Origin of the sequence: Salmonella sp. 32100201201700099SM, assembly GCF_017572645.1 — a bacterium.
GTDB classification, from domain to species: Bacteria; Pseudomonadota; Gammaproteobacteria; order Enterobacterales; family Enterobacteriaceae; genus Salmonella; species Salmonella enterica.
In genome coordinates this window covers 222,507-235,282 of the sequence record NZ_JAGERQ010000004.1, presented here as the reverse complement: position 1 = coordinate 235,282, position 12,776 = coordinate 222,507, and the positions used below count along the sequence as shown (strand labels likewise).

Sequence of the window (12,776 nt, the reverse complement as noted above, 5' to 3'; positions counted from 1 at the left end):
TCATTCCTGGATTTGCCGCAGGCGGCGCTTTACCGGGCCCAATGTTCCCGCTGGCGTCTCAGTCTGCGTATCATTGGTTGCTTTATAGCCTGAAAGAATGATTTTGTATTAATAATACATTTACTTTATTTGTCACTGTCGTTACTATATCGGCTGAAATTAATGAGGTCATGCCCAAATGGATAGTTCGTTTACGCCCATTGAACAAATGCTAAAATTTCGCGCCAGCCGTCACGAAGACTTTCCTTATCAGGAAATTCTTTTGACTCGTCTTTGTATGCACATGCAAGGCAAGCTCCTGGAAAACCGCAATAAGATGCTGAAGGCTCAAGGGATTAACGAGACGTTGTTTATGGCGTTGATTACGCTGGAGTCTCAGGAAAACCACAGTATTCAGCCGTCTGAATTAAGCTGCGCGCTGGGTTCATCTCGCACCAATGCGACACGCATTGCAGATGAGCTGGAAAAACGCGGCTGGATTGAGCGTCGTGAGAGCGATAACGACCGCCGTTGCCTGCATCTGCAATTAACGGAGAAAGGCCAGGCATTTTTGCAAGAAGTGCTTCCACCTCAGCATCATTGTCTGCATCAACTCTGGTCATCACTTAGCACTGCCGAAAAAGATCAACTTGAGCACATCACTCGTAAACTCCTGACGCGTCTTGATCAAATGGAGCAGGAAGGCACTGTTCTTGAGGCGCTGCGCTAAAGCGCCGACCCGCTCAAAAATCCAGATTAATAACAGGAAAGCGGACAGGCCGGCACGCATTACTGCTGGCCTTTCTGACAACAGGTCGGCTCAGCCGATGTGAATAATAAGATCGTGGAGAACAACATGAGCGCAAATGCGGAGATCCAAACCCCGCAGCAACCGGCTAAGAAGAAAGGCAAACGCAAAACAGCGCTGCTACTTCTTACCTTGCTCTTTGTTATTATTGCCGTGGCATATGGAATTTATTGGTTTTTAGTATTGCGTCATATTGAAGAGACAGATGATGCTTACGTGGCAGGGAACCAGGTTCAAATCATGGCGCAGGTGTCAGGCAGCGTGACGAAAGTCTGGGCTGATAACACCGACTTTGTAAAAGAGGGCGATGTTCTGGTCACGCTCGATCAGACTGACGCCAAACAAGCGTTTGAAAGAGCCAAAACGGCGCTGGCCTCCAGCGTGCGCCAGACGCACCAGTTGATGATTAACAGCAAGCAGTTGCAGGCGAATATCGACGTGCAAAAAACCGCCCTGGCGCAAGCGCAAAGCGACCTTAACCGTCGTGTGCCGCTGGGTAATGCCAATCTTATTGGCCGTGAAGAGCTGCAACACGCCCGCGATGCCGTCGCCAGCGCGCAGGCACAGCTGGATGTCGCCATTCAACAGTACAATGCCAACCAGGCAATGATACTCAACAGTAATCTGGAAGATCAGCCTGCGGTTCAACAAGCGGCGACCGAAGTGCGTAACGCCTGGCTGGCGCTGGAGCGTACTCGCATCGTCAGTCCAATGACCGGTTATGTTTCCCGCCGCGCCGTCCAGCCTGGCGCGCAGATCAGCCCCACCACGCCGCTGATGGCCGTCGTGCCTGCAACCGATCTGTGGGTGGACGCTAACTTTAAAGAGACCCAATTAGCGAATATGCGCATTGGGCAGCCAGTGACGATTATTACTGACATTTATGGCGACGACGTAAAATACACCGGTAAAGTCGTCGGTCTGGATATGGGGACAGGCAGCGCCTTCTCCCTGCTGCCCGCGCAAAATGCGACGGGTAACTGGATTAAAGTGGTTCAACGTCTGCCGGTACGCGTCGAACTGGACGCCCGCCAGTTAGAACAACATCCGCTGCGCATTGGTTTATCGACGCTGGTCACCGTGGATACCGCTAATCGCGACGGTCAGGTACTGGCCAGCCAGGTACGAACGACGCCGGTTGCCGAAAGTAACGCACGCGAAATTAATCTCGCGCCGGTCAATAAACTGATCGACGACATCGTACAGGCTAACGCGGGTTAATCCTGAGGTGCGTGTGATGCAACAGCAAAAACCGCTGGAGGGCGCGCAGCTCGTCATCATGACGATCGCGCTGTCGCTGGCGACATTCATGCAGGTGCTGGACTCCACCATTGCCAACGTGGCGATTCCGACCATCGCCGGGAACCTGGGTTCTTCCCTAAGCCAGGGGACATGGGTTATCACCTCTTTCGGGGTGGCGAACGCTATCTCGATTCCCTTAACCGGCTGGCTGGCGAAGCGTTTTGGCGAAGTCAAACTGTTCATGTGGTCGACGGTCGCCTTTGCCGCGGCCTCCTGGGCCTGTGGCGTATCCAGCGGCCTGAACATGCTGATCTTCTTCCGCGTGGTGCAGGGCGTGGTCGCCGGGCCGCTGATTCCGCTCTCGCAAAGCCTGTTGCTGAATAACTATCCGCCTGCAAAGCGCTCCATTGCGCTGGCGCTCTGGTCAATGACCGTCATTGTCGCGCCGATTTGCGGCCCGATTCTGGGGGGCTACATCAGCGATAATTACCACTGGGGATGGATTTTCTTCATCAACGTGCCGATTGGCATCGCCGTCGTCCTGATGACGTTACACACGCTGCGCGGACGTGAAACGCATACCGAACGGCGACGTATTGACGCCGTCGGGCTGGCGTTACTGGTGATTGGCATCGGCAGCCTGCAAATTATGCTCGATCGTGGTAAAGAGCTGGACTGGTTCTCCTCGCAGGAAATTATCATCCTGACCGTGGTCGCCGTCATCGCCATCAGTTTCCTGATCGTCTGGGAACTGACCGACGATCACCCTATCGTCGATCTTTCTCTTTTTAAATCGCGTAACTTCACTATTGGCTGCTTGTGCATCAGCCTTGCCTATATGCTCTATTTCGGCGCCATTGTTCTACTGCCGCAGCTTTTGCAAGAGGTGTACGGCTATACCGCAACGTGGGCAGGTCTGGCGTCGGCGCCAGTCGGTATTATTCCGGTAATTTTGTCGCCGATTATCGGACGCTTCGCGCATAAACTGGATATGCGCAGGCTGGTCACGTTCAGCTTCATTATGTACGCCGTCTGTTTTTACTGGCGCGCCTGGACATTCGAACCGGGTATGGATTTCGGCGCTTCCGCATGGCCGCAGTTTATTCAGGGATTTGCCGTCGCCTGCTTCTTTATGCCGCTGACCACCATTACGCTCTCCGGGTTACCGCCAGAACGGCTGGCGGCGGCATCAAGCCTGTCGAACTTCACGCGAACGCTGGCGGGCTCCATTGGCACCTCGATTACCACCACTATGTGGACCGATCGTGAGTCGCTACACCATGCGCAGCTCACCGAGTCGGTTACGGCGTATAATCCAAACGCTCAGGCTATGTACGATAAACTGGAAGGCTTAGGGATGACGCACCAACAGGCGTCAGGCTGGATAGCCCAGCAAATCACGAATCAGGGGCTGATTATTTCCGCCAACGAAATCTTCTGGATGTCGGCGGGGATCTTCCTGGTGCTGCTCGGCCTGGTGTGGTTCGCCAAACCGCCCTTCGGTGCGGGCGGCGGCGGCGGTGGCGCGCACTAACTATCTGATAAAAGGGATCTACGGATCCCTTTTTTAGTAGACCAACAATCAGAAGAAATATTTGAATCTCAGACGCCCGCCGTAACGCGCATCTTCACTGTTATCGCCATTATTCGGATTGGCCTCTACCCATGAAGCATAGGCGCCGAGGTAGATGTTAAAGTTTTTCATATCCATCACGTTGGGGAATAAATATGAGGCATGAATAGTGTGGATGTCATAATTGCCGGGATCGGTGATCCAGCAATCGTCCTCACAAACGGCATCGATATTGGTAGCATTAAAGGCTTCGATTTTGTTATGCGCATAGATATAACCCAGTTCAAATCGATGTCACAGCGCATTCACCCCAGCGGTAAAATCTGTCTCATCGGTCGCATCCATATAAGCGGTATTCAGGTTAATAACTGCGCCATCTTCCGGGTCAGTTTTTTGACCATTCCAGGTCATGGTAAAACCATAGCCCGTACGATCTGACTGATCGATCCACTTCCCATTCTCATAATAGCCATAGGCGTTGTTAACGACGTTACTTTCCATCGCTATCGCCGTTGAAAAACGCCCGTTTTGCCAGGCAATAACCGGACGGACGTAAGCCACGTTTTTATCGTTGGTTAAATCCATTCCGTGGTACTGCTTCTCGGTATATAACGTACTGCCATTTTCCAGCAATGTGTTAACTTCGAAATACCAGTTGTCGATGGTTTTGCTCAGCAGGAAGTTACCCCCACTGTCGCTACGTCCCCGTCCTTCTTTCATCATATAGATATAGCCGTAACCGTCACTGTAAAGATCGTTCGCTGTATTCCCCGAATATTCAATAAATGTATCCTGATTCAGCGGGAACATATCGTAGGCTTCAAAACGACCAACCTTAATTTTCCAGTCATTCTCACGACCAAAGAAGAAAACGGCATCATCAAGGTTCATTTTCCCGGTCAGATCCGCCAGAGGCTGTACAGAGAATCCGGCAAAATTACCGTTGTCCAGCCGCTGGTAGCCATCAAAGCCCAGCAACAGGCGCCCGTTAATATCCCAGCGTTCATTGGTTCCTGATGCCCAATCTTTATTCGCTGACGTTCTCATCGAGGTCAGGCTACCGGAACGGCTTGCCGCATCCATATTAAATTCGACATCGCCATAGAACTTAATATCGCTGAATCCGGATAAGGTCAGCTTCGGCGGCGTTTTATCTGCTGCAATGGGCTCGGCGGACTGGACATTCACCGTCGGTGTAGCGGCGACCTGCTGCTGTTTCAGCGAGCGAATTTGCGCCTCGGCATCGGATGCCCGTTTTTCAGCATTAACAACACGTTGCTCCAGTTCAGCCAGACGCTGCTCAATAGTGATATTATTCGCTGCCCAAAGGTTATGAGAAAAGCAAGCACCGATCATCAGCGCCAAATATTTAGCCTTCATTTTTTATCCCTTAAGTTTGATGTATACCAGATAAGATTTGCTAAAAACCCCATCGACCGGCTATTAGTAGAGTCTTGTTATTACCTGGATATCTGGCGCATTCTATTATGTTTTTCTATTAATTATTTATGATTTTTAGTTTATGTGATCAATACACTCTGGCATCGTGAGTTATCCGCCTTTTCTGTTTACCAGATCACATTTTATTATTTAACAGGCCAGGCATTACTTAATTTAAAATGTATTCTCGCCGCAAATATAATAAACGCAAATTATATTAAGCAATAAAAAACCCCGGCCATAAACCGGGGTTAATTTAAATACTGGAACCGCTTACCAATAAGACTAAATATGCAATTCCTGCAGTTTTTCTTTCGGCAGCGCCAGCTCTTTATTGCTGTTCACGCGCACATCACGCTCCAGAATATGACGGGCAATGTCCTGCGCTTCACTGAGCGAGTGCATCTGATACGTACCGCACTGGTAAACGTTCAGCTCCGGGATCTGGTTTTGATCCTGCACTTTCAGCACATCCGCCATCGCCGCTTTCCAAGCGTCGGCAACACGCTGCTCGTCCGGCGTGCCAATCAGGCTCATGTAAAAGCCGGTGCGGCAGCCCATCGGCGAGATATCGATAATCTCAACGCCGTTACCGTTGAGGTGGTCGCGCATAAAGCCAGCAAACAGATGCTCAAGCGTATGAATCCCTTTTTCCGGCATCACTTCTTTGTTCGGAATGCAAAAACGCAGATCAAACACGGTGATTGCGTCGCCATGCGGGGTGTTCATCGTTTTTGCAACCCGGACCGCCGGCGCTTGCATCCGGGTATGATCGACTGCGAAGCTATCTAATAATGGCATTTAGTCACCTCCGATAATTTTTTAAAAATAAACTGAACTCTTTGTTCCGGGGCGAGTCTGAGTATATGAAAGACGCGCATTTGTTATCATCATCCCTGTTTTCAGCGATGAAATTTTGGCCACTCCGTGAGTGGCCTTTTTCTTTTGGGTCAGGCGTGTTTTGCAAGCCACGCGGCAAACGGCTCGGTATCCGCCGCCTCAATCTCCTGCTGACGACGTACTGAAGCGTCACGTTCAGCAATAAACTCTTCTTCCTGTAAAATCTCCAGCGGCTCTTCGCGTAACAGATTACGGTAAGCCTCACCGAACGCTTTCCCGGTGCCGCCAATGCCTTCATCAATCATAGACCGTAGGATCCGGGCGGAGAATGTCAGTTCAGGATTATCAAAGCAGGCGACCAACTCGTCACACACCTTTTGATACTCCTCTCCCCCGTGGATACTGTCCAGCGTTTGCGCCACGCGTTTCAGATCGCGGAAAAGATCTTTCCCGACTTTGGGCAGCGGGAACTGCGCAGTTTCACAGCCAATGCCTAACGTCAGGCCCGGCTTACGCCCTTCCAGAATAACGCGATTCCAGTTAGTACGCGTACATAACAGCTCATCGCTACTCATTTCCGGCGCATCGGCCAATACGCACCAGACCATAAACAGATCGAGGAAGCGCACCTGTTGTTCGTCTACGCCGATCGGTGAGAACGGATTAATATCGAGAGAACGAACTTCAATATACTCAATACCACCACGCAGAAGCGCGTCAGAAGGCGATTCGCCGCTGCGCGTCACGCGCTTGGGACGAATGGGCGCGTACAGCTCATTTTCAATTTGCAGAACGTTGCTGTTAATCTGTAGCCGCTTACCGTCTTTTTCCACACCAATCCGCGCATACTCCTCGGAAGGGGTTTTAATCGCGCGCTTCAGACCTGCAACGTATTCATGTAGATCGTTAAACGTAATTCCGAGATTGCTTTGCGACTTATTGGTATAGCCCAAATCACTCAAACGCAGCGACGTCGCATACGGCAGGTAGTACATGCCGCAGTCCGTTTTTTCAAACGGTAATGTGGTTGGCTTTCCTTGCAGGAAAGAGGAACAAATGGCCGGAGACGCGCCAAACAGATAGGGGATGACCCAGCCAAAACGGTAATAGTTGCGAATCAGACGAAAATAGCCGGCAGAAATTTTTTCTTTTGCCGCTTCGCCTTCCGTAACGCCGCATTTCGCCTGCCAGAACGCCATCGGTAATGAAAAATTGTAATGTACGCCGGAGATGGTTTGCATCAAGGCGCCATAACGATTTTTCAGCCCTTCGCGATAGAGCGTCTTAAAGCGCCCGGTATTTGATGTACCGTACTGCGCCAGCTCTATGTCCTGCCCTTCCGCAATATAGCAGGGCATACTTAATGGCCACATCCGCTCATCGCCCAGTTTCCTGGCCGTATACCGATGGAGATCGCGCATAAAAGTGAGCATATGCTGGATATCGCCATCGACTGGCGTAATAAACTCCAGTAGGGCTTCCGCAAAATCCGTGGTAATCCATTTATGGGTCAGCGCTGAACCTAACGCTTCAGGATGACCTGTTGTCGCCAGCGTGCCATCAGCATTGACACGCAGCGTTTCGCGCTCTAACCCGCGCTGTATCCCCTTTAACGCCTGAGGATGTTTTTCCAGCCAGGCCAGAGCCTGTGATACGTCCGGGATCAAATTGACCTCCCGCCTGTCCAAATCGTTTTAATAAGCATAACTGTAATGGCGGCCATACATGCCAAACCTACAATTATTACCACCACATCATGCCCTGAACCGTCGCCGCTGCAAGCGCAACATAGCGCAGCGCCTTACCAAGACACAAAAAAAAGATCGTCCGCCCCCACGGGATGCGCATCCATCCCGCTAACAGGCACAACAAATCACCGATGACCGGCATCCAGCTTAATAATAGTGTGGCTGCGCCATAACGCTTTAGCCAGCCAGTCGCTTTTTCCTGCCAGCGCGACGTTTTGCGCAGCGGAAAGAAACGCCCAAGAATAACGTTAGTTACCCCTCCAAGGCTATTACCCATTGTTGCTGTTAAGACTAAGACCCAGGGATGACTGACGCCGGAGACCAGCATAGCAACCAAAACCACCTCAGAATTACCGGGTAACAGCGTCGCGCTGAGAAAACTACTGGCAAACAGAGACAGGAGTGACAGTCCGTCACTCACAATAGTCGGACATCCACGGCATCCATTCCCGCCGCCCGCGCCGCCTGTAAACCAAAATCGGCATCTTCAAATACCACGCACTGCGTCGGCATGACGCCCATCCGCTGGGCGCACAGTAGGAAGGTGTCAGGCGCGGGTTTGTGATGCTGTACGTGATCTGCCGCCACAACCGCATCAAAATAACGACGCAGCCCCAGATGCGCTAACAAGGCTTCCGCGATAGCGCTTTCGCTACCGGTACCGACCGACATGGGACGCCGCCCATGCCACGCTTTGACCACCTCAACCAGCGGCAGCGGTTCTACGCAGTCCAGCAGGATGCTTTTTACCGCGTCGGTTTTCTCACGCGCCAGTGACAGGGGATCAAGATCGGCATGGTTAAGCTCAATGATTGACTGGGCGATAAGCCAGGTTGGCGAACCGTTAAGTGCGACCATTGCCTGTTCATCAAAACGAAGACCATAGCGCCCCAAAACCTCACGCCACGCTTTGCGATGCGTGGGTTCGGTATCCAGGAGAGTACCGTCCATATCAAAAATCAAACCAGCATAACGTGCGTACATCGTGTTCTCGCAAACCGAATAACCAGACAGTACTTTATCGCAATTGGTTGATTTTGTCGCTAATAGAGATGAAGAGGTATATTCAGGATAAGGGGGAAAAGCGATTGCAGGGCAGTAACGTATCCGGGAGGATTACTCGCCCTTCGGGCCGTTGCTGATGCAACGTTATCCTTCTGATGCCAGCGGTGATTACCGCTATCTCATCTGCATCTTCATCGCTGAAAGTATGGAGAATATGGTGCATCCGGGAGGATTCGAACCTCCGACCGCTCGGTTCGTAGCCGAGTACTCTATCCAGCTGAGCTACGGATGCATCGGAAAACTTGCTTTACTGCCGATATTGATACCGCGGTGAAAGCCGTATCAAGTAAGAGATGGTGCATCCGGGAGGATTCGAACCTCCGACCGCTCGGTTCGTAGCCGAGTACTCTATCCAGCTGAGCTACGGATGCATCGGGAAACTTACTTTACTGCAGATTTTGATACCGCGGGAAAGCCGTATCAAGTAAGATATGGTGCATCCGGGAGGATTCGAACCTCCGACCGCTCGGTTCGTAGCCGAGTACTCTATCCAGCTGAGCTACGGATGCAAATGGCGGTGAGGCGGGGATTCGAACCCCGGATGCAGCTTTTGACCGCATACTCCCTTAGCAGGGGAGCGCCTTCAGCCTCTCGGCCACCTCACCACACGCCTCTTACGAGTGCTTCGAAGAACTTGTTCTGCTCATCGTCGCTGCGTGGCGCACATATTACTTTCTGGGACTTATAAGTCAAACAATTTTTCCAGAGCTTTTATCGTTTGCACACTTCACGCTCAATTAGTCTGTAAAAAAGCCAAAAAGAGTGTTTTATCAACAGATAATTTGATGACACGCTGGCCGCCAAAAGCGCACCATATCAACAGTGAGGTTGAAAAAGTCATGAAGGGACAACGCGGGCGAGCGAGAAGAGAGGCTGCGTCTCACCCGAAAAGTGAGACGCGAAAACCTTAGTAACTGGACTGCTGGGATTTTTCAGCCTGGATACGCTGGTAGATCTCTTCACGATGGACAGAAACTTCTTTCGGGGCGTTCACGCCAATACGCACCTGGTTGCCCTTCACCCCTAAAACTGTCACGGTGACCTCATCGCCAATCATGAGGGTCTCACCAACTCGACGAGTCAGAATCAGCATTCTTTGCTCCTTGAAAGATTAAAAGAGTCGGGTCTCTCTGTATCCCGGCATTATCCATCATATAACGCCAAAAAGTAAGCGATGACAAACACCTTAGGTGTAAGCAGTCATGGCATTACATTCTGTTAAACCTAAGTTTAGCCGATATACAAAACTTCAACCTGACTTTATCGTTGTCGATAGCGTTGACGTAAACGCCGCAGCATGGGCTGCGGCGCCAACGAACGCTTATAATTATTGCAATTTTGCGCTGACCCAGCCTTGTACACTGGCTAACGCTGCAGGCAGAGCTGCCGCATCCGTACCACCGGCTTGCGCCATGTCCGGACGACCGCCACCCTTACCGCCCACCTGCTGAGCGACCATACCAATCAATTCCCCTGCTTTAACCCGGTCGGTCACATCCTTCGACACGCCCGCAATCAGAGAAACCTTACCTTCAACAACCGTTGCCAGTACGATAACGGTAGACACCAGTTGATTTTTCAGATCATCAACCATGGTTCGCAGCATTTTCGGCTCAATACCAGCAAGCTCGCTGACCAGGAGCTTCACGCCGTTGAGATCGACCGCTTTACTGGAAAGATTTGCACTCTCCTGCGCTGCGGCCTGGTCCTTCAACTGCTGCAACTCTTTTTCCAGCTGACGTGTACGTTCCAGCACGGCACGCACTTTGTCGCCCAAATTCTGGCTGTCGCCCTTCAGCAGATGCGCAATATCGTTTAAGCGATCGCTTTGCGCATGAACGGTGGCCATAGCGCCTTCACCGGTTACCGCCTCAATACGACGAATGCCCGCTGCGGTGCCGGACTCAGAGATAATACGGAATAGACCGATATCACCGGTACGACTGGCGTGAGTACCGCCGCACAGTTCAGTAGAGAAATCGCCCATGCTCAGAACGCGTACACGTTCGTCATATTTCTCGCCAAACAGCGCCATGGCCCCTTTCGCCTTCGCCGCGTCGAGATCCATGATGTTCGTTTCAATCGGCAGGTTGCGGCGAATTTGCGCATTCACCAAATCTTCAACCTGACGAATCTCCGACGGCTTCATCGCTTCATTGTGCGAGAAGTCGAAGCGCAGCACTTTATCGCTAACCAGCGAACCTTTCTGCGCAACGTGTGTCCCAAGCACCTGGCGCAACGCCGCGTGCATCAGGTGCGTGGCGGAGTGGTTCAGACGGATACGTGCGCGGCGCGCTTCATCTACGTCAGCCTGTACCGCATCGCCCACTTTCAGAGCGCCCGCAGACAATTTGCCGATATGACCAATCGCCTGACCATATTTTTGCGTGTCGTCCACAGCGAAAGTAAATCCAGCGCCTTTCAGCTCGCCTTTATCGCCAACCTGACCGCCTGATTCCGCATAGAATGGGGTCTGATCCAGCACGACAACCGCTTCCTGTCCCGCGTTAATCGCTTCAACCGCTTTACCATCGACAAACAGCGCGGTCACTTTGCCGTTCAGTTCCAGATGGTCATAACCTTTAAATTCAGAAGCGCTGTCAACGCGGATCATCGCGTTGTAGTCCGCGCCAAAACCGCTAGCTTCGCGCGCGCGACGGCGTTGCTCTTCCATAGCGGCTTCAAAACCGACTTCATCGACTTTGATGTTGCGCTCACGGCAGACGTCCGCCGTTAGATCGACCGGGAAACCATAAGTATCATACAGACGGAAAGCGGTTTCGCCATCCAGGGTGTCGCCCTGCAATTTCGCCAGTTCTTCATCCAGCAGCGCCAGACCGCGCTCCAGCGTACGGGCGAACTGCTCTTCTTCCGTTTTCAGAACCTGCTCGACCTGCGCCTGCTGACGTTTCAACTCTTCGCCTGCGGAGCCCATTACCTCAATCAGCGGCCCAACCAGCTTGTAGAAGAAGGTCTCTTTCGCGCCCAGCATGTTGCCGTGACGCACCGCGCGACGAATAATGCGACGCAGCACATAGCCACGGTTTTCATTTGACGGCAGCACGCCATCGGCAACCAGGAATGCGCAGGAACGGATATGGTCGGCGATAACACGCAGCGATTTATTACCCAGATCGGTGGCGCCGGTGACTTTCGCTACCGCTTCAATCAACGTGCGGAACAGGTCGATGTCATAGTTAGAGTTAACGTGTTGCAGTACCGCGGCAATACGCTCCAGCCCCATACCGGTATCTACAGACGGTTTCGGCAATGGTTCCATAGTCCCGTCAGCCTGACGGTTGAACTGCATAAAGACGATGTTCCAGATCTCAATATAGCGATCGCCGTCTTCTTCCGGGCTTCCCGGAGGGCCGCCCCAGATGTGGTCGCCATGATCGTAGAAGATTTCGGTGCACGGACCGCAGGGACCGGTATCACCCATCTGCCAGAAGTTATCCGATGCGTATGGCGCGCCTTTATTGTCGCCGATACGGATGATACGCTCGCGCGGGATGCCGACTTCTTTTTCCCAGATCTCATAGGTTTCGTCGTCGGTTTCATAAACGGTGACCCATAAACGCTCTTTTGGCAGAGCAAACCAGTTTTCACCGGTCAGTAATTCCCATGCGAACTGAATGGCGTCGTGTTTGAAGTAATCGCCGAAGCTGAAGTTGCCCAGCATTTCGAAGAAAGTATGGTGACGTGCAGTGTATCCGACGTTTTCCAGATCGTTGTGTTTACCCCCCGCGCGTACGCAACGCTGGGAAGTGGTTGCACGGGAATAATTACGTTTATCGAGCCCAAGGAAAACATCCTTGAACTGGTTCATCCCGGCATTGGTAAACAACAGAGTGGGGTCATTATTAGGCACCAGGGAACTGCTGGCAACTACCTGATGCCCTTTACTATGGAAAAAGTCGAGAAACGCCTGACGGATCTCAGCGGTGCTCTTGCTCATAATTATCCTGAAATCAAGCTACACTTCATCCTTCAGGCCGCCTCTGCGTTGGCTGCGAGTTTCCCGGTCACGCGTTCCCGAGGCTCACTTGCCGCTTTGATGCGGCTTGAATGATTTTGTGTA

At 51.9% G+C, this 12,776-nt stretch carries 9 protein-coding genes, 4 tRNA genes and 1 pseudogene; 3 read left to right on the top strand and 11 right to left on the bottom strand.

Annotation, left to right across the window (positions count from 1 at the left end):
• Positions 1-178: 178 nt before the first annotated feature.
• The 3 genes from mprA to emrB all read left to right on the top strand — a co-directional run bounded on the left by mprA (position 179) and on the right by emrB (position 3,563).
• On the top strand, positions 179-709 hold the full coding sequence (gene mprA / locus J4685_RS08515) for a transcriptional repressor MprA (protein WP_000378431.1): 531 nt from the start codon (positions 179-181) through the stop codon (positions 707-709).
• 126 nt (positions 710-835) lie between these two features.
• Positions 836-2,008 carry a multidrug efflux MFS transporter periplasmic adaptor subunit EmrA gene (emrA, locus tag J4685_RS08510; protein WP_001275605.1) on the top strand — a complete coding sequence of 391 codons (1,173 nt, stop codon included), beginning with the start codon at positions 836-838 and terminating at the stop codon, positions 2,006-2,008.
• 16 nt (positions 2,009-2,024) lie between these two features.
• Positions 2,025-3,563 carry a multidrug efflux MFS transporter permease subunit EmrB gene (gene emrB / locus J4685_RS08505; protein ID WP_001187294.1) on the top strand — a complete coding sequence of 513 codons (1,539 nt, stop codon included), beginning with the start codon at positions 2,025-2,027 and terminating at the stop codon, positions 3,561-3,563.
• A gap of 48 nt (positions 3,564-3,611) precedes the next feature.
• Here the strand turns inward: emrB and J4685_RS08500 are convergent.
• The 11 genes and pseudogenes from J4685_RS08500 to alaS form a co-directional block, all read right to left on the bottom strand.
• Positions 3,612-4,982, bottom strand: a pseudogene (locus J4685_RS08500) (carbohydrate porin).
• A gap of 345 nt (positions 4,983-5,327) precedes the next feature.
• On the bottom strand, positions 5,328-5,843 hold the full coding sequence (luxS, locus tag J4685_RS08495; RefSeq protein WP_001130194.1) for an S-ribosylhomocysteine lyase: 516 nt from the start codon (positions 5,841-5,843) through the stop codon (positions 5,328-5,330).
• A gap of 149 nt (positions 5,844-5,992) precedes the next feature.
• Positions 5,993-7,549: a glutamate--cysteine ligase gene (gshA, locus tag J4685_RS08490; RefSeq protein WP_000611821.1), complete on the bottom strand. Its 1,557-nt coding sequence runs from the start codon at positions 7,547-7,549 to the stop codon at positions 5,993-5,995.
• Positions 7,550-7,625: 76 nt separating this feature from the next.
• Positions 7,626-8,051, bottom strand: a complete 426-nt coding sequence (locus J4685_RS08485; RefSeq protein WP_001279499.1) for a YqaA family protein — start codon at positions 8,049-8,051, stop codon at positions 7,626-7,628.
• Positions 8,048-8,614: a fructose-1-phosphate/6-phosphogluconate phosphatase gene (gene yqaB, locus J4685_RS08480; RefSeq protein ID WP_000271296.1), complete on the bottom strand. Its 567-nt coding sequence runs from the start codon at positions 8,612-8,614 to the stop codon at positions 8,048-8,050. The genes J4685_RS08485 and yqaB overlap by 4 nt, the downstream gene beginning before the upstream one ends.
• A 236-nt stretch (positions 8,615-8,850) precedes the next feature.
• A tRNA-Arg gene (locus tag J4685_RS08475) sits at positions 8,851-8,927 on the bottom strand.
• A 62-nt stretch (positions 8,928-8,989) separates the two neighbouring features.
• Positions 8,990-9,066: transfer RNA gene (locus J4685_RS08470), tRNA-Arg, on the bottom strand.
• 61 nt (positions 9,067-9,127) lie between these two features.
• Positions 9,128-9,204, bottom strand: a tRNA-Arg gene (locus J4685_RS08465).
• A 3-nt stretch (positions 9,205-9,207) separates the two neighbouring features.
• Positions 9,208-9,300 (bottom strand) — tRNA-Ser (locus J4685_RS08460).
• Between the two features lie 302 nt (positions 9,301-9,602).
• Positions 9,603-9,788, bottom strand: a complete 186-nt coding sequence (gene csrA / locus J4685_RS08455) for a carbon storage regulator CsrA (protein ID WP_000906486.1) — start codon at positions 9,786-9,788, stop codon at positions 9,603-9,605.
• 234 nt (positions 9,789-10,022) lie between these two features.
• A complete protein-coding gene (alaS, locus tag J4685_RS08450; RefSeq protein WP_000047245.1) occupies positions 10,023-12,653 on the bottom strand; it encodes an alanine--tRNA ligase in 2,631 nt (876 codons plus the stop codon).
• Positions 12,654-12,776 lie beyond the last annotated feature (123 nt).

Excerpts from the sequence above, each read along its gene's own strand:
- mprA (WP_000378431.1), top strand. The coding sequence starts at position 179 with ATGGATAGTTCGTTTACGCCCATTGAACAAATGCTAAAATTTCGCGCC.
- emrA (WP_001275605.1), top strand. The coding sequence starts at position 836 with ATGAGCGCAAATGCGGAGATCCAAACCCCGCAGCAACCGGCTAAGAAG.
- emrB (WP_001187294.1), top strand. The coding sequence starts at position 2,025 with ATGCAACAGCAAAAACCGCTGGAGGGCGCGCAGCTCGTCATCATGACG.
- luxS (WP_001130194.1), bottom strand. The coding sequence starts at position 5,843 with ATGCCATTATTAGATAGCTTCGCAGTCGATCATACCCGGATGCAAGCG.
- yqaB (WP_000271296.1), bottom strand. The coding sequence starts at position 8,614 with ATGTACGCACGTTATGCTGGTTTGATTTTTGATATGGACGGTACTCTC.
- csrA (WP_000906486.1), bottom strand. The coding sequence starts at position 9,788 with ATGCTGATTCTGACTCGTCGAGTTGGTGAGACCCTCATGATTGGCGAT.
- alaS (WP_000047245.1), bottom strand. The coding sequence starts at position 12,653 with ATGAGCAAGAGCACCGCTGAGATCCGTCAGGCGTTTCTCGACTTTTTC.